Source organism: Thermogladius calderae 1633 (genome assembly GCF_000264495.1).
Lineage (GTDB): Archaea > Thermoproteota > Thermoprotei_A > Sulfolobales > Desulfurococcaceae > Thermogladius > Thermogladius calderae.
The window spans coordinates 632125-656052 of the sequence record NC_017954.1 but is presented as its reverse complement, the minus strand read 5'-3'; the positions used below and the strand labels follow the sequence as shown (position 1 = coordinate 656052).

Genomic DNA, 23928 nt, shown 5'->3' with positions numbered 1-23928 from the left:
GAGGACTCTGATTGAGGAAAAAGTAGGTCCGATTTACTCTATCTTGACTTTGAACCCCTTCTTCTCAACCTTCGCCTTCTTCAGTTTGACCTCCAGTATACCGTTCTTGTAAGAGGCCTTCGCCGACTCCGGGTCTACTTCAGTGGGTAAATTGACCTCCTTGTAGTACTTCCTGTTCGTGTCACTCGCTTTTATTATGAGTGTCTTTTTGTCCTCTCCAACCTCAACGCTGATATTGTCCTTGTCAACGCCCGGGAGCTCGCATACTACCGTGACCTCATCGTCGCTCTCGAAAACGTCCACCAACGGTTCCCTCTCCTCGGTGATCATCGGCCTCCCCTTAACGCGCTTAACGTTACCGAACTCCTCAATCACTGGTTTACCGTCGGGGCCGATCGTCACCCTGAAGCCGTAAACGTAGGGGCCGTAGAGTTTAAACCCCCTCTTCTCCAGCTCCTTGGTGTCGAGTGGTGCTCGCTCAAACTCCCTGAATATCCTCTCGATGTCTTCCATCATCTCGTCAAACATCTCTTCAATGTACTTGAAGGGGTCTTCGAAGAACCTACGCCTCCTACGCCAGTAATCCCAGTCGTCGGTCACAACTGTCACCCCGTTGTCTACTTGTGTTCTAGAGAAGATTTATACCTATGTCTCAAGCAAATCCAGGAATCCTATATAAGCGTTCACTTTGATAAGGCTTCATGGGGGCCACTTTGAAGATTGTGACAAAACAGCTTAGGGTCTCGACGTCTAGCAAGTTTCAACTCGTTGACATCACCCGTGAAGTAGAGAGGGTCGTCGAGGACAGCGGGGTTAGAAACGGGCTTGCCCTCATTTTCGCCCCCCACGCCACCGCCGCTGTAGTTTTAAACGAGCGCGAGGCCGGGCTGATAGAGGACATAATCCAGAAAATCGTCGAGTTCACTGAGCCAGGTCACAGCAAGTGGAGGCACAACATCATAGACGACAACGCCCACGCGCACATAGGGTCTGCTCTCTTCGGCCAAGAGAGGGTTTTGCCTGTCGTCAACGGTAAGCTGGTCAGAGGTACCTGGCAGAACATATTCCTCGTGGAGATGGACGGTCCCCGCAGAGAGAGGAGCATACTAATCACAGTGATGGGTGAGTGAGTTGAGGCTCTACACGGCGTCCCCTGAAGAGATACGGGCCGGGGAGATAACCGACATATACTTCGTCAGGAGCAAGCAGATTTTAGAGGCGAAAAAACTTGAGAAGAAGGTCAGAATAGAGTTCCACGTAATGAAGCTACCCAGGGGCTACGAGTGGGCCGTCTTCACTGGACTAGAGGAGGCTCTGTGGCTACTGAAAGACATGCCGGTCACAGTCTACAGCTTACCTGAGGGCACTCTGTTCAAGGCTGGCGAGCCCTTGATGCTCATCGAGGGCTACCTACACGACATCATCCTCTACGAGACCGCGCTACTCGGCATCCTCAGGCACTACTCCAGCATATCGACGAAGGCTGCTAGGCTGAAGAGGCTGGCCATGGACAAAACGCTCCTCTTCTTCGGTCTGAGAGCGGCACACCCAGCCATAGCGCCGATGATCGACAGGGCCGCGTACATAGGGGGCTTCGACGCTGTTTCGGGGGCTATGAGCAAGAAGTATCTCGGGGTAGAGCCTCAGGGTACGATGCCCCACGCTCTAATTATCGCCTTCGGCGAACAGAGGGCTGCCTGGAAAGCCTTCGACGAGGTGGTCGACAAGAGTGTGCCTCGTATAATGTTGGTAGACACCTTCTACGACGAGAGGATCGAGGCCGTCGAGGCCGCGAAGCTCCTAGGTGAGAAGCTCAGCGGTGTCAGGCTCGACACCCCTAGTTCGAGGAGAGGCAATATGAGGGCTATTGTCGAAGAGGTGAGGTGGACTCTCGACATCCTCGGGTTCAAGAACGTGAAGATCGTTGTGAGCGGCGGGATCGACGAGAAGGAGATCGTTGCTCTACGTGATATAGTGGACGCATTCGGGATCGGGACCAGTGTGGCTGTACCACCGAGTGTCGACATAAGCGCCGACATCGTCGAGGTCTACGAGGAGGGTAGATGGAAACCGGTTTCGAAGAGAGGTAAGCTACCGGGAGCGAAGCAACTCTACAGGAAGAGGCCCGGATTAGACGACAAGGTACTACTCTTCGAGTCCGGGGAGGCGCCTGAAGGGTACAAACCAATGCTCGTCAAGTACGCGGAGAACGGGAGGCTCTTAGTCGACAAGCTCCCGTCCCCGCAGGAGATTAGGGCTTACGTGCTGGAACAGCTCAGAGAAGTCCCGGAGCCCGTGTTGAACTAAGCGGCTTTGGAGGAGCGCTACGCTAAAGGCTGTCTCCCGGCCCGTTCACGTTTTCCGACCGCGTACTCGACTACCTCGTAGATGTTCTTGAACTCCTTGAAGACTCTTCCCGGGTTCCTCCAGGGGAAGTCGAAGAGTGATGTGAACGAGACCTTGTAGAGCTCCACGTTTGGGGGGAGGTGGTTCCTCATAACGTAGAGGTTCTGTGCCTTGTCGTCCACGTAGAGGACTCTCCCGGGTCTGTACCTGTCAATCAAGTTGACGATAGCATCGTGCCTGGTAGGGTAGTCCTCCCCGACAACCACCACCTCGTCGAAGAGGTCTATCAGCCCGTCGTAGGCTAGCCTCTCCCTCTTCAAGCCGTAAATATCGTCCCTATAGCCAACGTGGGCGATCAAGACACCCTCTCTTCTCGCCTTCTTCAGCGACTCGACAACACCTGGCAGGACAACCGTCTTCTCGATCCTCCTCTCCCAGTACCTCGTGATCAGGTCGTCGAAGAGCTCCTGTGTCAGGCGTGGTATGAACTTAAACCACCAGTCCTCTCTCATCAACCCGACCCCCTCGCCCAAGAACTCCATGTACAACAAGAACTCTGCCTCCTCTCTTGTAATACCGATCAGTTCCTTTAGATCCCTCATGTAGAAATCGAGTACACCCCTATAGCTGTCTACCAGGACCCCGTCATAGTCTAAAGCCAGCAGTACACTTGATGGATCCATAGGTGCCACACTTGCTATACGACACGGTATTAGACCATTACTATTTAAGGCTTAGGAACAACTGCTACGCTGTCGTCGTAGGTAACAACCACGAGAGGTATGCTGTACTGTCCTACGTGAAGTACTGCCCGGGTACGGCGGAGACCCCCTGGCGAGACAGCTTCTCACACCTAGAGCGAGTCGTGACCAAGTACGACCCAGTCGAGGTCAGGAGGCACGCTCTCAAGCAGGTATTCGTACCGTTCTATGACTCGGCTGTCCCCTACGTCGGAGAACTCGAAATAGAGAGAGTGTACAATCCCGTCTTGAGAGCGCGCGACCTATTGACTAGAGTGAGGGACAAGCTTGAAGTAGTTGCCGCCTCAATGATCCACGCTTTACTCCAGGTAACAAGCCTCAACAGCCTCGGTGTTACCGGCTCGGTGCTACCCTCTATACACAACCCTGAGACGAGCGACGTTGACATGATCGTCTACGGCTGGCGCGACTCGGCCTCTGTGATCGAGTTCGTGTCGGAGAACAAGAGTTACTTTCAACCGTTCAGTGACACTAGACTACGCTTGTGGGCTGAGGCGAACGCGGTGGCGACGGGCCTAACCAAAAACGAGGTTCTGAAATACTACCGGAATTACAGGAGGGGTGTTTTCCATGGCAGAGAGTACTCTATTATCTACAACTCCGGGGTACCTGGTAGTCTCCTAAACCTCCCTTCCTTCAAGACCATGGGTATAGTTGCGGTTCAAGTCGACGTCGAAGGGGGTCTAGACGCTCTCAACTATCCTACTACCGGTAGAGTGACCAGGTGGATTCTAGTGGAGGGGCCCGCGCCGCCAATGGACATACGCGAGGTGGTGTCTTTCGAAGCCACGTATATTCCCCTCTTCTACGAAGGGGGGAAGGCTGTTGCGAGAGGACTTCTACAGTGCAGTGATACTGCCGGCTACTGTAGGGTCCTAGTCGGAGGTCACGAGTATAGGGGGAGCGTTGTATGGGTTGGTTGAAATGCGGGTCTTGGTAGTACACGGGCTCAGGGGTCTCCACGCGCTAGCACGCCTCGTGTGCTTAGTGTCCCTGAAAGAGGGCGTTGACGTCGCACTCTTGGCCGGAGACGTGAAGAGCCCTACTATAGTCAGGTACCTCGCGGAGTCCTGTGGTCTGAGAGTGATGGGTTTCGCTGGTAGATTAGACAACGAGAGCGTTGTCAGGGCTTTCAAAGACTATGGAGAGTACGTTGAGTCGGTAGTGGTGAAACTGGGGGGTAAAAAAGTGCTCAACATCGGTTACAACCCGCTGCTCGAGAGGCTTCGTAATGCTGAGGAAGTAGACGTACTGGTAACATACTTTGCCCCTCCCGAGTCTGTACAACCGGGGCTCGCTTTGACCAGCCCGCTCGTGGACAGGTTGGTAGCGAGGACTAGACCTCGCGGTGTGTTGATCACGAGTTGCAGAGAGACCAGGCGCCTCGGCAAATTCGTGTGCCTGGGCGACGCCTCGCGCGGGTCCTACGCGATCATCGACCTAGGCCCACCCGAGCCCGTAATTGTAACCGGTACGTACTTGAACAGTCATTTACGGTCGCAAATATGACTATATAATCCTCTATCTGTGTAAGGAGTTACCGTAAGAGCTTTGCGGGTGCTTAAGTATTGAGCCTGAGAAGGCTGTTCAACCCAGAGAGCATTGCCGTGATAGGCGCCAGTAGACACCCCGAGAAGATAGGTCACATCATCCTAAAGAACCTCGTCGATTACGGGTTTAAGGGCAAGCTGTACCCGGTCAACCCGGAGGCGGGGGAGATACTGGGCTTAAAGGCCTACAAGAGCGTTCTAGAGATAGAAGACGAAGTCGACGTGGCCATCATCACAGTACCCGCTGACAAGGTCCTTCAAGTAGCTGAAGAGTGTGGGAGGAAAGGCGTGAAGTTCCTGGTCGTGATAACGTCCGGGTTCTCCGAGGCAGGGAACGAGGAGGGCGAACGCAGGCTCGTCGAGATCGCGAGGAGGTACGGCATGAGGGTTCTCGGCCCCAACATATTCGGGTACGCTTACACGCCCAACAGGATCAACGCCACTTTCGGGCCGAAGGAGATAGCCCCCGGGGGTATATCGTTCCTGACGCAGAGTGGGGCCCTCGGTATCGCGTTGATGGGTTGGACTCTAATGGAGGAGCTGGGCATGGCGGCCCTTGTGAGTCTCGGTAACATGAGCGACTTGGACATCGTGGAGATCTCGAAGTACTTAGCAGACGACGAGAACACTAAAGTTATCACGATCTACCTCGAGGGCCTGAAGCCAGGGTCAGGAAAGGTCTTCATTGAGGAGATGAAGAAAGTAATCATGAAGAAGCCGGTGATTCTGATCAAAGCCGGGAAGTCTGCTAGGGGGTCGGTAGCCGTCGCTAGCCATACTGGGAGTCTGGCAGGTAGTGGCAAAGTGTACGAGGCGGCTTTCAAGCAGGCAGGGATACTAGAGGCTGAAACCATAGAGGAGATGTTCGACTGGGCGAGGGCGTTCTCCCTACTAGACCTCCCCAGAGGCGACCGAACGATCATACTCACAAACGGCGGGGGTGTAGGTGTTCTCGCCACAGATGCCGCTGAGTTCCACAGTGTTCACCTGGTAGACCCCAGTAGCACTCTCAAGGAGAAACTGAAGAAGACAATGCCCTGGTTTGGAAGTGCTAGGAACCCGGTCGACCTAACAGGAGGGGCTGTAGCAGACAACTACGTACAGGCGTTAGAGATACTCGAGAACTCTGACGAGGTCGACAACATCATAGTTCTGTATTGTAGGACTGCCGTCCTAGACCCGGTTGACCTCGCGAAGAGGTTGATTGAAGCGAGGAAGACGATGACGAAGCCGTTGATAGCTGGTTTTGTTGGAGGAGAGGACGTAGCAAAGGCCATCAAGTTGATGAACAAAAACGGTATCCCAGCCTACCCGAGCCCCGAGCGGGCTGTGGGCAGTCTAGCCGCGATGTTGAAGTACAAGAAGTTTAAGGAGAGGCTTGCCAGCGCTTCCTAGCCTTGTTCTACCGTTTCTCTCAACTGATACCGGTCTGCTTATCCGCCGTGTTCTATACCTGTCGGCTCCTTATTCGCCGTTTACTATTGTACGCAGCACGATAAGTCCACTGGAAGGTCGGCATCCCCCAAAACGATAGCGTTGCCCTTAACGTCCATGAACAAGTTAACGCCCCGGAACTCCACCCCGGCCTCTAGCGCTTTCCGGACCGCTCTGCAGATCTCTCTATCTACTTCGCAGTAGAACTTGAAGCCCCTGGCGTGAGGTATGCCTGCGATGAAGACAACGATTGAGCGAAACCCCTGCTTCGCGAGTTCGGCGAGAAGTTCGATCTGCAACCTACCTCTCTCGGTCGGTGCGTCGGGGTAGGCGGCAAACTCTTCCTCCAGCCTCATCACGGCACTCTTCAGCTCAACGAACGTGCTCTTACCCTGGCAGTCCAGCATGAGGTCTAAAACTGTGCTGCCAACCCTGGGGTTCCTCTTTAAAATAGAGCAACCCGCAAGCCACGGAAGCCAGCCTAGGCGCACCGTCTCCGCAAAAGCCTCTTCTTGAAGCCTCGTGTCTATGAGCGCTGCGTACTCGCCGTCTTCGACAGCCACGAGCCTCAGCGGGTGCTTGCCACCTCTTGCTCTCAAGCAGTAGCCGACTCTACCTCTCGTCAGGTAGCCTAGGAGTCTCCCCGTGTTGTTGGTGTAGGCGGTAGTTAAGGAACCGCTGACCTCGACTTCGACAGTGAACCTCGTAGTCCTTTTAATGATACTGCAACACACTAGGTCGCCCAGTCTCATGACTTGAAGCAATTTGTCACCGGCTTAGGCTCGGTCGACGTCTCATTACCTGATACGACTACCCGGCTTAACGGGCTTTTCGACAGTTAAGAGTACGGGTGTCTCGGTGTCTGTTGCCAGGATCATACCCTGACTATCGAGCCCGAAGATCTTCTTCGGCTTCAAGTTCGCGACTACGATCACGTACTTGTTTACGAATTCTTCGGGCTTGTAAAACTCGGCTAGCCCTGCTACCAACTGCCTCTCGCCTAGCTCACCGAGGTCGACGACCAGCTTGATCAGCTTCTTGCTGCCCTGAACCCTCTCGGCGTGTTTCACTAGCCCCACCCTAAGGTCTAGTTTAGCGAAGTCCTCGTACTCCACCACATTACTCAAGCCGATCACCACGTGAATGTATGTAGGGTTCGAGATATATACTCTTCCCCTCTCCTTTAAACTACTGCTAGCTTAGTCCAGAGGCGATTCTTTTGTATGCCTCTATGTAATTGAACTGGTTGAGCCGGCGCATCATGTCAATGAATATCTCCTCCGGTGACTTGTCTAATAGTCCTCCCCGCGCCTTCACTTGCCTTTCCACTTCTTCGTCGACAACACGCGGCAGGTGTCTTCTAGCGACCTCGTATAGCCTGTTCAGCATGAGCTTCCCGTAAAGCAGTATCTCGTTCGCCTTCTCCACAAGCCTCCTCACGTCGTCACCCTCGAGAGAGTTGCCGGTCTCCGCTAGGAAAGTACTAAAGCGAACCCCAGTAGTCAGCTCGACGATAATGCCCTTGTGCTTGTTCACGCTCAACACTCCACTGTGCTTGTACCCGGCAAGCCTCGCCACCTTTAGGACGTAAGCCGCTGTACGAAGGTCTCTCGTGGACAAGTGTATGACGGGGCCGGTCGCGTTTAGCCAGAGCCTCCTGACGACCGGCTTCTTGAGTAGGGCGTCCAAATCCGAGTAGTCTAGTGGCACGTGTTTCTTGAGCACGATGTTGCTTTCCTCTCTGCTCCACGGGTACTTAGAGTCGCTTACAACGATCCTCCCACTGCAACTACTCAGAGTGTAGACGTCCCTGTCGAGGTTGAACAACACGAGGACTGGTAGGAGGTCCTTGTCGAGGTACCCTATCTCCAAGTCCTCCCACAGCCTAGACCACAGCTGCCTCTTAAATTTGTACCACGACTTACTGTCGACGACCAAATACGCTCACTTATTTAACAACATAATAATTACTAGAGGATATTAACCACCGACAAGAGGCGTACGGCTTGATCGGCATTGTTTACAGCGTCAACGACCCGGCAGGTGCGGGGGCTGCTGCTAAACTTGTCCGCCTCGGCTTTAAGATAGCGGAGTGCCGAGCTGTAGAGTGCTGGTCTAGACCCGGAGTGACGGTCGCCGGTTTCGATGAAGACGTAATAGAGTTCGACTTCCTTGACGATGCACTGCCGGAGGCAGAGTACTTCATCGTACTGTCTAGGCACTCCTCACAAGCCGGCGTCAAGAGCTACACGGTTCACCACACAGGGAACTTCGGCGGAGAAGCTCTCTACGGGGGTAGACCTGGAGAGCTGGGTATGGCTAACCCAGTGGTGGCGTTCGGTCTCCTCAGGGAGCTGGTAAAGAGAGCGGAGATGAAGGGTAGACTAGGCGAGTACAGGGTTAGCTACGAGGCTACACACCACGGACCGACCAGCCTGAAGAAGCCGCTGACATTCGTCGAGATCGGTAGCTCGCTAACCGAGTGGGTCGACGAAGTGAACCAAGAGATATTAGCCGAGAGTGTGGCCAGCCTCCTCGAGAGTGGGCCGGTTGGGTGCAGGCCTGCGATCGGGATCGGGGGCGGGCACTACCCGTGGAAACACACGGAGTACTCGCTTAGAGAGAATGTCTGCTTCGGACACCTTTTGCCGAAGTACGCAATTGAGTACTTGTCAGCTGAGGTACTGGAACGAATGATCAAGAGAACCTATGGGTCGGTCAAGCTCATCGTGGTAGAGAAGAAGAGCACTAGACTGGAGCACAGGATGATGATAGAGTCGTTTGCGACCAGTAGGGGACTGGAGGTCGTATACATATAATCGGGGATCTGTACACGGGTGATAGCTTGTTGTCTAAACACTCGGTATGCTCACTTGTACGTCTTCGAAGTCTGTCCTAGCCAGTTTTTTCCAGACAAGCCTTAGAGTCATTGACTCGGGTCTTTGAGCGGACTGGATCCCGACGACCTCTTCAACTGTTCCGCCTGGTGGTGGGGGAGTCAATTTCTTGACACCTCTCACGAAACCCTTATCAAGGACTATCAGAAGCGCCTCATCAGGCATCGTCTCTCCCACGTTGGCGATCTCTACTCTTAAGCCCAGATGCCTGTCGGTGACGACTGGAACCACCCTAGTGACTTTGAGAGAGGCTCTCTTAATTTGGACGCTGCTCGACAACACGTTGAGCACGAAAAGAGGGCTAAGACCCTCATTGGAGAGCTCGAGTACCTCACAGAACTCGCTGTCCAGCTGAGTGTTTATCAGCCCCTTAGCTGTTAACCTCCTCGAGCTGGAGCCGTTGCTAAGGGTAACATATGTCGGGGCTGGAGAGTAGGCTACTATATCAACTTTCGAGCCTCCGTGTTCGCATAGCTCGCTCATCCTGAACCTCTCCCCCTTGTCCAACAGTAGCAAGCCCGAGTACTGCCTCAGTGTCGTGTATGCGTCCGACTGGCTGTACGCGACAATAAAGCCTATAGACTTCAAGACGGCATCGCCACCGCCTTCGTGCCTGATGGTCATGTGAACACGGGCCTTACTAACGGACTCGGGGGTGTTGAGCACACTTTTGACGTCGTATATGAGCTTGTGTACGAACTTGCCTCCATGTCTTATCGAGACTGCCGGCTTGAACTCCTTTGAGACGTTAACACCGTTAACCTTCACTTTCCAGTCGATCCACGGCGAACTTGTCTCAACTAGTAGTTCGAGCATCGCGTATAGGGACTCCACTCCTACTGGTTTGGGGATGTCTATGGTGTGGCTTAGCTTCGAGCCCTCTGCGGTCGTCAACACCTTATTGACCTCTGTGAACACGTAGTGGAGGTCTGCGTTTAGGCTTCCCTTGTAGACCTCGCTGATGACCCCTATTGGCAACCAACACACCGAGTAATAATAAAGAGGGGGCTAGTTATTAGTCTTCAAGTATTGGAAACGAGAAACAAGCCCACAATGCAGTCCCGGAGAGATAGGTTAATATCGTCGTTTAAACTAATCGTCACACGGGATGATGACGCCCTGCCGCTGGTTAGCAGCCGCAATGCCGTTGTATGAACCCCTGGCTGAGTCACCATGTCTCCTCCAGCTTTTTCAAGTCCCAGTGCCAGTCCTCACCCTTCTCGCAGACCTCGTCGAGGGCCTTTTCGAGAGCCTCGACAGGGTCCAGCCCACCGTTCATCACTAGCTCCATGACCTTACTGTAGTGGGCCTTGACCTCCTGGTAGTAGAGCTCCAATAACCTCCACGGCGGCTCTATTAGGGGACCCTTCCCAACGCTCGGGCATATACTCGAGACTCTTACGACACTTTTATTCCCGGGGGATACCGGGATGAACGGGAAGAGTCTGCACCTCATAGGCCTAGCCGGGTAAATGGTGCACGTGGGAGCGCCGTTCTTGTAGTCCAGGAAAACGCACTTGTTGTTCAAGCCCCTTAGGACAGGTATAGGCACGTAGTCGGCTACCACCACATAGACCAGCTTACCCGCTAGCTCTCTCCAATCGACGCCCAGGTACTTGGATATGCGACAAATGTCGTACACTGTGAGAGAGACGTTGGGCCCGCTAGAGCAGCAGACACCGCTCCTCCCGCACTTGAACCGGATCTTGTCTCCGGGCCTGAGAAGCCTGTCGGACAACTATCCTAACCTCTCTTAAACTTCCTAACAGGGCAGAACCCCCTGAGAGGGCAGGAGGAGCATGAAGACTCGCTAAGAGATCCCAGGCTGTACTGTATGATGACGTCCTCGTCGACGATCAGGCCCTTGAGCGCCCTTCTTTCTTTCTTGCCCTCACCCGGCAACCCTTCTCGCCTTCAAGTAAGCTAATTCGTTACAACAGATTATAGTTGTATGGGGAAGTAGCGGTCAACGACCGCCTCAGGGTTCTCTCTGAGTAATTTGACCGCCCGGGGGAGGGTCTGTAAGACTAGGTCGGGTGTGACGCCGTCCTCGCCCACCTCGCCGGCAGCGATATCCCCGGCTAACCCATGCACTAGTACACCTGCTCTCAGAGCCTGCCCGACGTCTCTAAGCCCGAGACCGAAAATGCCAGCGATCACCCCGACGAGGACGTCACCCATGCCGGCTTTGGCCATACCTGGGTTCCCCGTCAAGTTTATGTAGACCTTGCCGTCGGGGAGGCCTATCACACTCCTGGCGGTCTTCAACACGACGTACACATTGTACTCGCTTGCAAACCTGCTTACGTGACCCACGGGGTCGCCTTCTATCTCCTTAATAGAGAGACCTGTCAATCTCGAGAACTCCCCGGGGTGAGGGGTTAGAACCGACGGCTTCGTCCTAGACTTGAGCAGATCCAGCCTACCGGACAGTGCTGTGAGTCCGTCTCCGTCCACTATAACTGGTACCTTTACCTCGCTGACAACCCTCGCGACAAGCTCCATCGTCTCCTTATTGGTTGATAGACCTGGACCTACTGCTACTACGTCTACCCCTGCCTCGTCAACTATCGTCAATACTTTTTCGAGGTTCGACAACGATAGGGACCCCTCTTCTGTCTCCTCTCCAGGTATGTACACCACACCGCTAGCCTTCGCTGCCAGTACAGGAACAACAGACTTCGGGGCCACCAGCCTAGCGTAACCGCCTCCAGTTTGGTAGAAGGACACGGAGGCGTAGTAAGGTGCTCCATAGTAGTACTTCGACCCTGCTACAAGGAGATACTTGCCGAAAGTGCCTTTGTGACCCCACCTAGGCCTCTCAGGAATTTTCACCGGGTAGTTCAGTTCTACCTTGATATCAGGTGAGTTGAGAAGGGCTGGAGGGTAAGAGAGGGCCGAGACGTAGAGCTTCCCCGAGTAGTAGGCCCCAGGGTGAAGGACGTTCCCGAACTTGGGGAGCCCGAACGTCACTGTCACAGTGCTCTTCACGGCAACTCCCTCCACCCTCCCGTTGTCAGGGTTAACCCCCGAGGGTATGTCAACGCTTACAACTTGCTTACCGGAGCTGTTAACCGCCTCGATCACGCTCCGCCTGTAGTCCCTGACCTCACCTCTCAACCCCAGACCGAAAATCCCGACGATCAATACAGTTGACCACTCTATTTCGCCTCTCACCACCTCGAGGTCTCTCTCACTAGACACAACCGTGACTTTAACACCCATCTTCCGCACACGTTCCAGATTCTTTAACGTAAGCGTTGCAGCCCTGGCTAGGTCTCCAACGACCAGTACGCGCACCTCGGCCCCGGCTGAGTACAACCTCCGGGCAGCCACCAGCGCGTCCCCGCCGTTGTTCCCCGTCCCCGCTACAACTAGGAACCTGTTATTCAAGCCGAACTCCCTTCTAGCAACCTCGTACACGGCAGAACCCGCGTCCTCCATCAGCAACTCGCTGTCGAGGCCGTACTCGTTACTGGCCTTTTCGTCGATCTCCCTCGCTTCCCTCGAGCTTACGACTTTAAAGGACCTCAAACAGGCCACTCTCACGAGAGATCTACATTATTAACCTAGATTTTAACTACGTGACGCATGGGGGCGTTGTCAACGAAGATCCTCGGGCGGTCTTCCCCTGGAAACTCTTGCCGGGATACAACAAGACACCCACGCGAGCCGCAGACCAGGTATGTACCCCCTCGGCACTCCATCTTCCTACCGCAGAGGTCGTACACGATGCTGTCAAAGCCGGATCTTAGGTGAGCTCCGACTCTGACCCAGGTGTCTAGGTCCAAGCTATCGCCTCTCGACCTCTCGTAGTACAGGTAGAAGTGCGGAGACACCATCTCGAGCTGTAGCGGGATAGTCTCCCCCTCGGCAGTGTCAACGAACACGCCGAACCCGCCGTAGAAGAAGGAGGTCGCGACGACCCTCACGAGCGGGTCGCTTATCGACTTGGGGTCGATCCCTCTTGAGACGGCCCTACAAGCCTCGAGGACAAGCTCCGCGTCGAATAGTTTGGGGACGTTGGAGACCTCCCTGTAAGAGCCGCCTCTCCTAAGGATGTTGACCCTGTAGTTCAAGGACTGGACCACCACGTATGCTCTGCTCCGGCCTACAGGGAACTCGTCCAGTAGGAGGGTCAGAGGGCAACTATAGAGTTCGTCGTACTTCCAGGTCAAAGTGATCAACCGTTCCAGCTGAGTGTGGAACGGTTCCAATTAGATTTTGGGCGGAGGGGTTATTTAAAACGGTCCCCCTAAGTGGAGCCCAGGTGGTAGGTGTGAAAGCCTGGTTGGTAAGCCTAGGCGGTCTCCTAATACTAGCAGGCATATTGCTAGGGCTAGTGGCAATCCCGTTCGCGAGCGCGCAAATACAGGACCAGTACAGAGCCCCCGACAACCACGAGGAAGAGGTTGAGGTCGAGATCGCTAACGGGACAATCGCCGTGAGACCGGCGTTCAACATAACGTTTGAGCAGGCCCTGAAGCTAGCCTACGACGTAAGGAACGTGACTTACCCGCTGTTCGAGTGGGAGATATCACACAACGTGACAGCTGCAAACGTGACCCTCAACCTCGGTGACAGGTTCCTGGAGAGGACCCTCAACCTCAGTAGCGAGAACCTAACCAAGAGGGCAGCTGTGATGGCGATCGTTGCCGCGATCCACTACGGTCACGCTGTTCCGCTGGCCTACCCAGTACTGGGTAAGACGCTCGACGCCCTCTTTAACCAGAACGCTACTAGCGAGCAAATGACCACTGCCGTCATAAACCTGGCCTCAGACCTGAAGTCGATACTCACGCAGGCAGTCTCGACAGCCCAGTCTAGGAACCTGACGGTCCCCGCCGGGCTCAACAACCTGACGGAGCTCGGCGACAAACTGTTGTCGTACGCTCAGTCCAACCTGTCAGCGGGTAACATCTCGCTGGCCTTCAGGCTGGCTATTAAGGCCTACCACACCTACGTCAAGGCCTACGGCCTGCTCGTGACCAGCGTCTTCGCCCAGGACCTAAAGCTACCCACAGTTCACCACATAGACGAGCTACTCCTCAAAGAGAAGTTCGGCAGGGAGACGCTGGTAAAAGTGTTCGAGAAGTTGCCAGAGGGCCTTAAGGAGGTCGTGATAACCAAGATCGAAATTGGCGAGGCCAACGAGACAGAGCAGGTAGTTAAGGTGGTCAGAGAAATAGCGCTACAGTGGAAGCTCAAGGTGAAGGGCGAGGTCGAGGAGTACATTAAGAACCTCGTACAAAACATGGTAATGAACGCGACTAACCAGAGCAGCATGTTGAAGGAGATAAAGATCAAGTTTAAGGGAGGAGAGGACGAGTTCAGGAACGCCATAGCCCAGATCATACAGAGCGGGCTAAGCCAGAACAAGACACTAGGGCAGATAATTGACGAGATATCCAACTACCTTAGCAACCTGACCAATGGCAAGTTCAACCTAAAAATGGAGATCAAAAACCAAATACACGAAGTCCACGTTGAGGTAGAACACGAACTGGAAAACGAGGACTAAGTGCGGATTGACACATACTATTTTTTAAATCTTTTTACCCTAATCCCCCTTCTTATAACAAGGTGACTAAAGGTGAAAAGTTCGTCGTTACTTGCCTTGAGTTTTTTAACAATAATTATACTGTTGCCGGGAATGTCCTTATCACAGCAGGTCTCTAGCATAGGCATTCGAATAGTGTACGACCCTATCGCGGGTGCAGGGGTCGTAACCTACAATATAGTCTTCAGTAGTGTAGTAGCCACACCTGTGAACTTTACTATAGGCTTGTTGCCGGGAAGTAACATCACAGTACTGAATGTCACGAGTAGCAATGGCGCTCCACTACCATATTTCCACGACCAGCAGGCTAACGTGGTCACCGTCCTCTTGAATAACACAAGCGGCTTCACCCTGACCTACAGTATAAGAGACCTCATGACAACCCTGGTGCCGGGTAGCTACTCCGTGACCCTCGACACCTCGGCAATGCCGGGCAGCGTGAGCGTAGACATCTACGTCCCAGGCCTCTACAACGTGAGCTGTGTAGGCCTCCCCTGCTCTACTAGGCTGGACTTCTCGTCCAACACTACAAACATACACGTTGACGGGAGGGGAATACTAATCCTCACGCTCACCGTCTACACTCAGGGAGCGGTTTCGCCCACCACACCCCCTACGACGACGTCTCCTGCTATGACTGCCACAACTACAAGCCCTCAGACCACCACTTCAGCCCCTACAACACCAGCACAGCCGCCAGCGGCAACTACTACCCCTTCGATAACGCAGGGCCCCCGGTTGGCCTACCCCGCGCTAGTAGTTGTAATACTGGTCGTCCTGGTAGTCCTCGGGGTTATAGGCGTAGTACTGGCCAGGAAGAGGGCTTAAATTTCCTTACACGACTTTTTTACTTAGCGTAAAGGGAGACGGGGCTTTCATGCTGAGAAAGGCGGCCACAGTGCTCTCCGCTCTCTTGGTTGTAGCCAACCTCCTGACCGCTGCGCCAGCTCTCGGCTCAAGCCCCCTTATCAGCAATGTGACGTACTACATAATGTACGACCCGCTGGCACGGAGCGGCTACGCGAGTATTACCTTCAATATAGACGTCAATACTGCGACTCAGTTCTCAATACAGCTGGTCAACCCGTCTTACGCCAACGCCAGTTTCTTGAACGCGACGTTCTCAAACCCCGCCGCTGTGCTCGTACCTCCCTTGTTCAACTCCTCTACGGGGATCCTCGACTTCGTCGTCAACTCGTCGACGACCGTTAACGTCTACCTCTTGCTCTACGACCTCTTCCAGGAACTAACGCCGGGCTCGTACGAGGGTGTACTAGACTTCACGATGTTCCGTAATACTTCGTTTACGTCTACAATTACCATACCGGGGGTCTACCAGGTCATCGCTAGGAGGTTCGACTCCCCCACTGAGGCTGTATCTACCTCTTACTCCGCCAACACAACAGTGATAACGTTTAGCTCGCCCGGGCTCTACCACGTAATACTACTAGTACCGATAAACCAGGTGTCTCAGCCGTCCAGCGGAGCACAGGCCGTGTCAACGCCCTGGTGGGTTTGGGTAGTAGCTGCTCTCCTAGCTGGCACGGTAGCTGCCACCCTCCTGTACTACCTGAGGCGGGGACGGCTAGAGGTGGAGACCCTGCCGCCTAAGAGGCTCGAGGAGGATGACGTGGTTAGAGAGATAGTCTTGGCCCTAGGCGACGCTGGCGAAGAGGGGCTTAGACAGAGCGAGCTGGTCTCGATCACGAAGAGGCCCAAGTCCAGTATCAGTAGGAGGGTCAAGAGGTTGCTCGAAGAAGGCTATGTCGAAGTAGAGCGGGTAGGGAAATACAACGTCCTGAAGCTGACCGAGAAAGGTAAGCTTCTTTACAAAAGGTTGAAGAAATGAGCGAGCTCCAGCCAATCTACGGCTACGGCTTCTTCCACGTACACGACTCGGGCCTCGTGGACCAAACAATAGTGTTTCTCTACTCCGACCCAGGCAGACTGTACCTCGAGATCTCCAAAGACCCTGTTAAACGTGGTAGAGAGATAGAGCTCCTCGCCAGGAACATGCAGTATTTCCTCGACGAGGAGCGAGTGTACATCAACAACAAGAGAGTTTACCCAGTAGTGAAAGATGTGGACATTGGCGTGGCTGGGCTGGAGAGCCTCGCATACATCGTCTTTAAGATCGTGTTCAAGGGCGAGCTGAGAAAGGGGCTAAACCACTACTTGAACGAGTACGAGGAGGAGACCGCCGAGTACGACTACACGGTATACTGGGTTTTCCCTGAGAATGCGAGGTTCGTTAGAGCCTCATTGAACGCCCCATACGAGGTCGTGCTCGAGGGTCGGGGGGTAAAGTTCACGGTAGCGAGGGGGACGAGATTGCCGGGGAGAGAGGAGATCGTGTTCGACTTAAGGTAGTGTGGCCCGTTTGATCGTGATTAACACTGAGGCGCTAAACGTTATAACTCTCGAAGAGTATGAAGGTAAGATTGATGATGTAAGGGGACCTCACAAGAGGTCTTCCTGAACTGTGATGTGGGGCCAAAGCGCTGAACTCTTCATTACGAGTTGAAGAGCGGCATGCCGAGGAGACGGGTTATCGACTACAGGCAGTTCCCGTTTCTAATAAAGCGAGAAGAGCTATCAGACTTACTAAGAGGCGCACCCCTAGAGCAGCTCGTGGAACAAGAGGACTCACCTATACGCTTGAAGGTGCTCCATAACCTCGACAAGATCGTAACTGAGGGAATCCCAGCAGAGCCCAGCCTACCCCTCGAACACGAGGTCGCGGCTTACTACGCTCTCGCCATGTTGGCGAAGTCGTTGGCCGAGAGAAGGCTTTACACGAAGATCGCCGTAGCGTACTCTAAGCAGGCGGGTGGTCTGCTAGAAGGGCTTGACGACGAGACACTGGTCGGTATAGGGCAGAAGCTCGGGTTAGACGTCGAGCTGAACAACCAGCCCCAGAAGATCCCCCTCCACTTGAAGAAGGGGACTGTGGTGTACAGAGCCCTGAGCTTCTCTATGGGCTTGAAGTCCTACCTAGCGGTAGTATCCGCAAGGCTCTCCCAGGACAAGAAATACCACATATCCAGCAACGTCGTGTCCAAGGGAAGGGTCTACCTCGACAAGGAGACCTATACGAGAGTGTTGGAGGAGGCGATATACCAGCACGTGCTTAAGACGTTCGAGGCTTTGGAGCCGTTGAGGGTTGACCAAAAACTGCTGGAAGAGGCGCGGAAAATCGCCCAAGTGAAGGGGGCTGCGTCCTCTGACATCGCTAGTGAGCAAGGAGTACAGGTTGTCAAGGAGGATGCCTTCCCTCCCTGCGTTAAGAGGGCTATTGAGCGCTTAAGGCAGGGCGAGAACGTCTCCCACGCCGAGAGGTTCCTCATAGCTACTTTCTTGCTTAACATAGGTCTCGAAGTAGACCAGGTCGTGGAACTATTCAGCTACGCACCCGACTTCAACGAGAAGATCACGCGTTACCAGGTCGAGCACTTGGCGGGCCTGAGAGGCGGTAGGAAGAAGTACATGCCATATAGTTGCGACAAACTAAAGGCTCTCGGGGTCTGCCCTATTCTAGACCGGTGCGACGGGAGGAACCCCTTGTCTGTTTACTACAAGAAGCTTAAGAAAGGGGGGACAGACACGCTAGAGAGACCGAGAGATCTTGTCCGCGAGGAGGTAGGCAACGTAGACGGAGAGGGAGACCACGAGGGCGGTGAAGACGAGGTCGCCGACATTAGTACTCATGGGGAGTCCTACACCACCGGTTAAGGAGGTCTGGTTCCCGTTCAAGAGGGACACCCTCTCGCCGAAATCAAACAGGACATCGCCCGAGACAACCCCCTCGTAGACGTAGTACGCTGTAGGACCACTACTCAACTTCGTGAAACCTATGTTCGACTTCAACTCCACGTTCGGCGGTATCTCTACCTGGATAAACACGGGGGTGAGATCGTTGAAAACGAGCCTGATCGAGGTACTGTTGACCTGTTCCACGCCGAACCTGTCGCGGACTAGCCTGTCGACCCTTATTACAATGTCCGTTTCGTTCCCGACACCAATCGAAACCACATCCCTCTTTACAATTGACGTCAAGTTCAGTGTGGAGAAAAGGCCGTTCAGGCTGACTCTCACCATCACATCTCCGTTAGGCGACTGAATAGAGTAGGTGTACGCATAGAACACGGGGATCATGGTCACCGGCTCATAGTACAGGTCTTTGATCAGCATTACATTAGTCTTCTCGTAGCTCTCAACCTGTTTGACCCCCTTGTGGACGAGGTCGACGTCGAACAAGACAATGTTCTCTTTAAACCCGCTCCAGTCTAGGACGTCCCAGGCTAGGCTCTCGTTGAAGGCGAGGACTATAGGAGGGTTGAAAACACCGATGGAAGCATACGATAAGTTGCTCTCGGCCTGTAGCGCGGTGACGTTGACGACGTTTGGTGGAGTGGAGGAGACCGAGTCGATCCACCTACTTATGTTCGCACTATATACAGTTACCCCGTTCACGACGGCTATCTCTATGTCGGCTCTGACCAGGTATGTGACCCTCATGTAGAAAGAACTAACACCACTGTTTACGTAGTTTCTCGGAGTGTACTCCCCGCTAGTAGCCACTTCGAGAAGACCGTTGTAGTAAATCGTGGTGTGGGCGATTCTAGTCTGAGGCTCCGCGTAGAGGCCCGTGTGGGAGAGGCTTAATACGCATGCTAGTAGTATTACTAGTAGAAGCCTCTCCATGATTCAAACCGGTTTAATACAATGTCGCAAGTGTTTAAAACGGTTCCACCTACTCCTCCTTTAAACAACCTATTTAAAACTCCAACTTCTTTAACCTAAAAGGATCGAGGTGGTTGCTTGGAGGGCATTAGACACACTAGTACTGTGATCTATATGACCCTACCCGACAATACGAAAGCCTTTATCAGGTACAGGGTCGATAACAACGTTATGAAGCTACTTGAGACGTACACGCCACCTCAACACAGGGGTAAGGGGATAGCCGGCCAGTTAATGGAGTACGCGGTAAACATGGCGAAGGAAAAAGGGTACCTAATAGAGCCGATATGCAGCTACTCGATTTACTACTTCTTGAAGCACAAAGAAGCGAGAGAGTGGCTTGCCGAGCCCTACAGGAGTATGAGCGATGAGGAACTGAAGAGCCTGTTCGAGAAGCGGCTCGAGGAGGAGAAATCCAAAGAGGGTGAGTAGTGCCTAGAGTCAAGTTCATGCTTTGGCTCAAAGACAAGACTGGGGTCTCCGAAGAGTTCATAAGCGCTGGTAGTCTATCGGAGTTGGTCAACACGTTGAGCTCGAAGTACAGGGTCTTAGATGAGCTCTACCGAAGAGGAGAACTGATCGTCCTAGTAAACGGGGTTTCGGTCAACCCTGCCGCGCCAGTTAGCTTGAAGGAAGAGGACGAGGTGGTCTTGCTTCCCCCGGTGTCCGGGGGCTAGAAACACAGCCGGGCGACTTGCTCTACAGCTGTGTCCAAGTCTAGCGGTGAGGACACCACTATACCGTCAACGACTTTTTTGAGGCTCTCACATACACCTCTTAATTGGTTTGTCTCGACGAAGGGCTGCCCGAGTTGCATGAACAAGCCCTTACTCTTCTCGAGGGACAGCAAGACAAACGGGTAGACCTTTACTCCTCGTTCTCTGGCAACCTTAGAGACCTCGACCATCTTGTCCATGTTGCCTAGACCGAAGTGTATGACCATCACGTAGTCGGGGTTCTTTAAGAGGCGGGCTTGTATGTTGTCCATGGAGAACCTCATGCTCACGATGAGCCCTAGGTCAACACCTCTCACTCTCTCTTTTATGAAAGCCAGTGCTTCCTCGGAGTTTGTCTCCAGGGTTTCACCGAAGGCTGGTTTGTCACCCCTTAGCAAGGTTACACCCTTGAAGCCGAACTCCTTCGCTGTCAGAACTGTTGAGTACGCGTAGAGGAGGTTCACATCTACAAGCCTAGTGCTAATGTAGACCCCTAACTCATACTTCGTCCTCAAGTAGACACCAACCGCCGCGGCCAATAGTGCTGGTATTCCCGCGGGGTTCTCGGGGAGAAAGACGCTGAAACCAAGATCTTTGAGCCGGGGAGCTAATTTGTCGACCCCCTTTCTTGAGAAAGAGGGGAGCTCCACTATGATCTCCAAACTCCATCACCACGTCTCGGTTTATGGCCTTCGTATCCAGCAGTAGGTGTATAAACGTTTCCTGCCCCAAATAGCTGTCAGCACTTTAATATGTGGTCGGCGCTATCGTTATGAGTTAGAACCCACGGTGGTGATGAGGTGAACCGGCTCGAAGCGAGTAAATACCGTGTCGGCGACTACTGTATTGGAGGGGTACTTGGCGAGTGCCCAACGTGGTTGGTGGGTTCCATATTCTACATGGGGGACAGGCTTCTCACAAGCAGCGGTATTGACAAGAAGTCGGCACGCGAGAAGTTAGAGGAGGCTATCAATGTATGTGAAAAGCACGGGCTTGTACTAGCTCTCGACGTGGTCTTTCCGCGAGAAGAGCTCGTTGACGACATCTTAAGTTTCGTAGGCGAATTCAACATCCCGTTGTTCCTGGATTCCCCTGACCCCGCAGTGAGGGCTAAAGCGTATCTAAGGGCTTCCGAGATGGGTCTGAAGAAGTTGTCGATCGCGAACGGCCTGTACGTGGACAGTCCGCGTGAGGAGCTAGAGGCGTTGAGAAATAGTGGGATTGAGACCAGCGTTCTCATGGCGTTCGACCCCAAAGACCCTTATACGTCCATAGAGCCGGAGAAGAGACTCCAGATAGTGAGAAGGTTACTCGACGCGGCTAGAGACACGGGGGTAAAGAACGTGTTGGTCGATACTGTGGTTCTAGACCCCTCCTCGATCTATCTGAGTGGAGAAGCGATACACAGGATCAAATCCGAGCTCAAGTTACCTTCTGGAAGCGCACCCGCCAACGCGCTTGGCGGGGCTACTAAAGAGAGGCTGGGCGTAGAAGGGACAGTGGGTGTCCATGGAGGTGCAGCGGCTTTTCTGAGGATGATGGGAGCAGACTTCGTGATGTACGGTCCTGTCTCTAGAGCAAAGTACGTCGCCCCAGTCGTATCCATGGTAGACTCCCTTCTAGGTTATGGGCTGAGGAGGTCTGGTGTAAGGATTGAGGGTAGGCACCCCGTCAAGACCCTGTTAAAGGAGTTACAGCAGATTTTCACAAGGGGCTAAGCCGGAGGCTGTCAATCCACACGTTCATGTAGTCCTCTACCTTGGGTAGGTCGACGAAGGCTATTCTTTCCGCGACTCTCCTAAAGTCGACCAGGTACCTGCTGTCCAAGAACGCCACTCTCAACCCTGGGAGAACCAGATTGCCTACTGCCAATACCCTTTCTCTGTCAACGTTGGGTACCAGCCCTATAGCCATGGCGTCCTCGAGGTCCAGAGCCGCGCCGAAATTGCCGGCGACGACAACGTGTCTCAGGTCGCTTGACGACACCCCGGCCTCCCTCATGAGAATTCTAATGCCAGATTTCACTGCCGCGACGGCTTTCTGCACGTTCCTCACGTCTAGCTGGGATATGTAGAGGTCCTTGGAGGGGTCAATGTAGAATACCTTCAGCCCTCCCGCAATGGTCGCGTAGCCGCTTGTGAACTTACCGTGCTCGTCTACTAACCCGTGCCGTCTCAGGTCAGCGACTATACTCACAAGCGCTGGGCCTAGTATGCCTGAGGTCGAGACTAGATACTTGTAGCGGAACACGGGCTTGCCGTTCTCCAGCCTGTCTATCCTCGCCTCGTATACACCTCCTTGCACTATAGTGGACCCTCTCGAGACCCCTGTCTCGAAAGCCGGACCACTCGGCGTGCTAGTCCCATACACCACATCTTCCTTGACGAGGAAGATCTCTGTGTTAGTGCCGATATCGATCAGCAGGTAGGGGGTCTCTAATCTCAGCTCCAGGGAGGCAACGAGGTCCGCGTAAGCGTCGCCTCCGAGGTAACCGTGTAGCATCGGGAAGCCCAGTACAAGCTTACCACCAATGTTGTCTAAGATAAGGTCGCTGGTTGGAGGGCGGTAAGGGTACTCAGCTAGGCTGTCGAGTTTTAGACCGAAGAAGATCGACTCCATTACGCTGTTCCCTGCTAGTAGCACTAGGCCCGCGTTGTGCTTGTCAGCTATCTCGGACACTAAGCCACGTAGTCTCATCGTCATATCGTCCATGTACCGCCTGTCCTCCAGCGCCTTCGTCAACCTCGTTATGATGTCGGCACCGTAGTCTTGAAGCGGGGTGAATACAGAGTCCTCGGCCAGTACATCGCCCCCAAGGTCCACGACCTGGTAGGCTATTTTTGTGGTCCCCAGGTCTACTAGGACTGCCCGCTGAAGGTTCGGGCTCAGCTCTACCACGCGGTCTAGTACTCTGAATAGCCCAGGTCCAACTTTTGTTACAACGGGCTCGACCCTCCTAGGGTTAACGATAATGGTGTCTATTTTGACGGGCTTTGCTAGCCCTGGGAATAGCTCTACCTCAACGTCGCTCAGGACTCTAGTTTGGCAAGCAAGCCTTACAGGTCCCGTATAGCCTAGTACTCTCTCGTACTTAGAAGGCGGAGACGTCGAGCCTTTCTTAACGATAACGCGGCAAAGGCCGCATAGACCCCTACCTCCACACGGCAGCGCTATAACGCCGTTCTTTGCGAGTATCTCGCCCAGATTCCCGCCACTGGCCCCCCTCAGTACCCTGTTACCTACTACGATATCGACCTCGCTCAAGCCTGAACTCCCATCAACTTCTCCACTAGTTTAACGGCCTCTATCGCGTTAGGGGCCCAGCCGTCGGCCCCTATCTCTTTCGCAAACTCTGGAGTCGTGGCGGCCCCGCCTACGATAACCTTCACTCGACTCCTTAACCCACGTCTTGTAAGCTCGTCTATAACGGTTTTCATGTACCTGGCAGTAGTCGTGAGCAGGGCGCTCATGCCAACAATGTCAGGCTTATATTCCTCGACGGCTTCAATGAACTTCTCTACGGAGACGTCTACGCCTAGGTCTATGACCTCGTGCCCAGCCGCCTGGAGCATGATAGCTACCAGTGTCTTACCTATGTCGTGCACATCTCCCTTTACAGTCCCTATGACGATCCTCGCCCTCTTCACGGTCTTCATTCTCGAGGCCTCTTCCCTCAACCTAGGCTCGAGGATTTTCATAGCCTCCTTGAAGATGCTGGCGGCCTCGATCAGTTCGGCTATGAAGTAGTCCCCGCTCTCGTAGAGCCTACCGATCTCCTCCATTGCTTTACTCAGAGAGTCGAGTATTATCCTGGAGGCGGGTATACCCTCGTCTAGAGCAGCTTTCACGTTTCTCAAAACACAGTCTTTCTCAAGATTCACTAGGCACTCCCTTGCCTCTTCGAGGCTCAACTGCTTACCC

General features: G+C 53.8%; 27 protein-coding genes. 14 read left to right on the top strand and 13 right to left on the bottom strand.

The genetic code is table 11. From position 1 onward, the window contains the following. Window positions 1-33: 33 nt before the first annotated feature. Entirely contained in the window at window positions 34-609 is a 576-nt protein-coding gene (gene hsp20 / locus TCELL_RS03765; RefSeq protein WP_014737392.1) for an archaeal heat shock protein Hsp20, read from the bottom strand. A 104-nt stretch (window positions 610-713) separates the two neighbouring features. Here hsp20 and TCELL_RS03760 point away from each other — a divergent pair, with 104 nt between their 5' ends. Further along, the gene (locus TCELL_RS03760) at window positions 714-1130 is read left to right on the top strand and encodes a secondary thiamine-phosphate synthase enzyme YjbQ (RefSeq protein WP_048163054.1); all 417 of its coding nucleotides are present in this window, start codon (window positions 714-716) and stop codon (window positions 1128-1130) included. 1 nt (window position 1131) lies between these two features. Further along, complete coding sequence (locus TCELL_RS03755) at window positions 1132-2307, top strand: nicotinate phosphoribosyltransferase (protein WP_014737390.1); 1176 nt, start codon at window positions 1132-1134, stop codon at window positions 2305-2307. A 17-nt stretch (window positions 2308-2324) separates the two neighbouring features. On the opposite strand, the gene TCELL_RS03750 is transcribed toward TCELL_RS03755, so the two are convergent. Continuing rightward, a complete protein-coding gene (locus TCELL_RS03750; protein ID WP_014737389.1) occupies window positions 2325-3029 on the bottom strand; it encodes an HAD family hydrolase in 705 nt (234 codons plus the stop codon). Between the two features lie 2 nt (window positions 3030-3031). Here TCELL_RS03750 and TCELL_RS03745 point away from each other — a divergent pair, with 2 nt between their 5' ends. The 3 genes from TCELL_RS03745 to TCELL_RS03735 are packed head-to-tail and all read left to right on the top strand — an operon-like array spanning window position 3032 to window position 6052. After that, window positions 3032-4030: a hypothetical protein gene (locus tag TCELL_RS03745; RefSeq protein ID WP_162097832.1), complete on the top strand. Its 999-nt coding sequence runs from the start codon at window positions 3032-3034 to the stop codon at window positions 4028-4030. Window position 4031: 1 nt separating this feature from the next. After that, the gene (locus tag TCELL_RS03740; protein ID WP_014737387.1) at window positions 4032-4616 is read left to right on the top strand and encodes a metallophosphoesterase family protein; all 585 of its coding nucleotides are present in this window, start codon (window positions 4032-4034) and stop codon (window positions 4614-4616) included. A gap of 59 nt (window positions 4617-4675) precedes the next feature. Continuing rightward, window positions 4676-6052 carry an acetate--CoA ligase family protein gene (locus tag TCELL_RS03735; protein ID WP_014737386.1) on the top strand — a complete coding sequence of 459 codons (1377 nt, stop codon included), beginning with the start codon at window positions 4676-4678 and terminating at the stop codon, window positions 6050-6052. A gap of 83 nt (window positions 6053-6135) precedes the next feature. On the opposite strand, the gene sfsA is transcribed toward TCELL_RS03735, so the two are convergent. The 3 genes from sfsA to TCELL_RS03720 all read right to left on the bottom strand — a co-directional run bounded on the left by sfsA (window position 6136) and on the right by TCELL_RS03720 (window position 8029). Further along, the gene (gene sfsA / locus TCELL_RS03730; RefSeq protein ID WP_052307211.1) at window positions 6136-6855 is read right to left on the bottom strand and encodes a DNA/RNA nuclease SfsA; all 720 of its coding nucleotides are present in this window, start codon (window positions 6853-6855) and stop codon (window positions 6136-6138) included. Window positions 6856-6888: 33 nt separating this feature from the next. After that, window positions 6889-7224 (bottom strand): methionine--tRNA ligase subunit beta, encoded by a 336-nt coding sequence (gene metG / locus TCELL_RS03725; RefSeq protein ID WP_157864748.1) that lies wholly within the window; start codon window positions 7222-7224, stop codon window positions 6889-6891. Between the two features lie 61 nt (window positions 7225-7285). Continuing rightward, window positions 7286-8029: a tRNA(Phe) 7-((3-amino-3-carboxypropyl)-4-demethylwyosine(37)-N(4))-methyltransferase gene (locus tag TCELL_RS03720; protein ID WP_014737383.1), complete on the bottom strand. Its 744-nt coding sequence runs from the start codon at window positions 8027-8029 to the stop codon at window positions 7286-7288. Between the two features lie 68 nt (window positions 8030-8097). Between TCELL_RS03720 and TCELL_RS03715 the strand changes: the two genes are divergently transcribed. After that, entirely contained in the window at window positions 8098-8910 is an 813-nt protein-coding gene (locus TCELL_RS03715) for a D-aminoacyl-tRNA deacylase (protein WP_014737382.1), read from the top strand. Window positions 8911-8943: 33 nt separating this feature from the next. Here TCELL_RS03715 and TCELL_RS07315 read toward each other — a convergent pair whose 3' ends face one another. From TCELL_RS07315 to TCELL_RS03695, 5 genes are all read right to left on the bottom strand, one after another. Continuing rightward, window positions 8944-9966 carry a hypothetical protein gene (locus tag TCELL_RS07315; protein WP_014737381.1) on the bottom strand — a complete coding sequence of 341 codons (1023 nt, stop codon included), beginning with the start codon at window positions 9964-9966 and terminating at the stop codon, window positions 8944-8946. Window positions 9967-10156: 190 nt separating this feature from the next. Next, window positions 10157-10726: a YkgJ family cysteine cluster protein gene (locus tag TCELL_RS03705; protein WP_014737380.1), complete on the bottom strand. Its 570-nt coding sequence runs from the start codon at window positions 10724-10726 to the stop codon at window positions 10157-10159. Between the two features lie 5 nt (window positions 10727-10731). Continuing rightward, window positions 10732-10890 carry a hypothetical protein gene (locus TCELL_RS07485; RefSeq protein WP_014737379.1) on the bottom strand — a complete coding sequence of 53 codons (159 nt, stop codon included), beginning with the start codon at window positions 10888-10890 and terminating at the stop codon, window positions 10732-10734. Between the two features lie 39 nt (window positions 10891-10929). Further along, a complete protein-coding gene (locus TCELL_RS03700; RefSeq protein ID WP_420834839.1) occupies window positions 10930-12531 on the bottom strand; it encodes an NAD(P)H-hydrate dehydratase in 1602 nt (533 codons plus the stop codon). A 26-nt stretch (window positions 12532-12557) separates the two neighbouring features. Continuing rightward, window positions 12558-13175 (bottom strand): hypothetical protein, encoded by a 618-nt coding sequence (locus tag TCELL_RS03695; protein WP_014737377.1) that lies wholly within the window; start codon window positions 13173-13175, stop codon window positions 12558-12560. Window positions 13176-13258: 83 nt separating this feature from the next. On the opposite strand from TCELL_RS03695, the gene TCELL_RS03690 reads away from it, so the two are divergent. The 7 genes from TCELL_RS03690 to TCELL_RS03655 all read left to right on the top strand — a co-directional run bounded on the left by TCELL_RS03690 (window position 13259) and on the right by TCELL_RS03655 (window position 19968). Then, window positions 13259-14509, top strand: coding sequence for a hypothetical protein (locus tag TCELL_RS03690; RefSeq protein WP_014737376.1), 1251 nt, complete (start codon window positions 13259-13261; stop codon window positions 14507-14509). Between the two features lie 123 nt (window positions 14510-14632). Then, window positions 14633-15376 (top strand): hypothetical protein, encoded by a 744-nt coding sequence (locus TCELL_RS03685; RefSeq protein ID WP_162097831.1) that lies wholly within the window; start codon window positions 14633-14635, stop codon window positions 15374-15376. A gap of 49 nt (window positions 15377-15425) precedes the next feature. After that, window positions 15426-16397 carry a helix-turn-helix transcriptional regulator gene (locus TCELL_RS03680; protein WP_014737374.1) on the top strand — a complete coding sequence of 324 codons (972 nt, stop codon included), beginning with the start codon at window positions 15426-15428 and terminating at the stop codon, window positions 16395-16397. Next, window positions 16394-16918 (top strand): hypothetical protein, encoded by a 525-nt coding sequence (locus TCELL_RS03675; RefSeq protein ID WP_014737373.1) that lies wholly within the window; start codon window positions 16394-16396, stop codon window positions 16916-16918. The genes TCELL_RS03680 and TCELL_RS03675 overlap by 4 nt, the downstream gene beginning before the upstream one ends. 150 nt (window positions 16919-17068) lie before the next feature. Next, on the top strand, window positions 17069-18280 hold the full coding sequence (locus TCELL_RS03670) for a hypothetical protein (protein WP_052307209.1): 1212 nt from the start codon (window positions 17069-17071) through the stop codon (window positions 18278-18280). Between the two features lie 1125 nt (window positions 18281-19405). After that, entirely contained in the window at window positions 19406-19723 is a 318-nt protein-coding gene (locus TCELL_RS03660) for a GNAT family N-acetyltransferase (RefSeq protein ID WP_014737371.1), read from the top strand. After that, the gene (locus TCELL_RS03655; RefSeq protein WP_014737370.1) at window positions 19723-19968 is read left to right on the top strand and encodes a MoaD/ThiS family protein; all 246 of its coding nucleotides are present in this window, start codon (window positions 19723-19725) and stop codon (window positions 19966-19968) included. Before TCELL_RS03660 ends, TCELL_RS03655 begins: the two co-directional genes overlap by 1 nt. Here the strand turns inward: TCELL_RS03655 and TCELL_RS03650 are convergent. Further along, window positions 19965-20669, bottom strand: coding sequence for a hypothetical protein (locus tag TCELL_RS03650; RefSeq protein WP_014737369.1), 705 nt, complete (start codon window positions 20667-20669; stop codon window positions 19965-19967). The two genes, TCELL_RS03655 and TCELL_RS03650, sit on opposite strands and share 4 nt — an antisense overlap. Before the next feature lie 138 nt (window positions 20670-20807). Between TCELL_RS03650 and TCELL_RS03645 the strand changes: the two genes are divergently transcribed. Next, on the top strand, window positions 20808-21725 hold the full coding sequence (locus tag TCELL_RS03645; protein WP_048163042.1) for a pterin-binding domain-containing protein: 918 nt from the start codon (window positions 20808-20810) through the stop codon (window positions 21723-21725). Here TCELL_RS03645 and TCELL_RS03640 read toward each other — a convergent pair. Together TCELL_RS03640 and TCELL_RS03635 are read right to left on the bottom strand one after the other, a co-directional pair. Beyond that, entirely contained in the window at window positions 21712-23271 is a 1560-nt protein-coding gene (locus tag TCELL_RS03640) for an ASKHA domain-containing protein (protein WP_014737367.1), read from the bottom strand. The two genes, TCELL_RS03645 and TCELL_RS03640, sit on opposite strands and share 14 nt — an antisense overlap. After that, window positions 23268-23918, bottom strand: a complete 651-nt coding sequence (locus TCELL_RS03635) for a cobalamin B12-binding domain-containing protein (protein WP_014737366.1) — start codon at window positions 23916-23918, stop codon at window positions 23268-23270. Before TCELL_RS03635 ends, TCELL_RS03640 begins: the two co-directional genes overlap by 4 nt. Window positions 23919-23928: the final 10 nt, after the last annotated feature.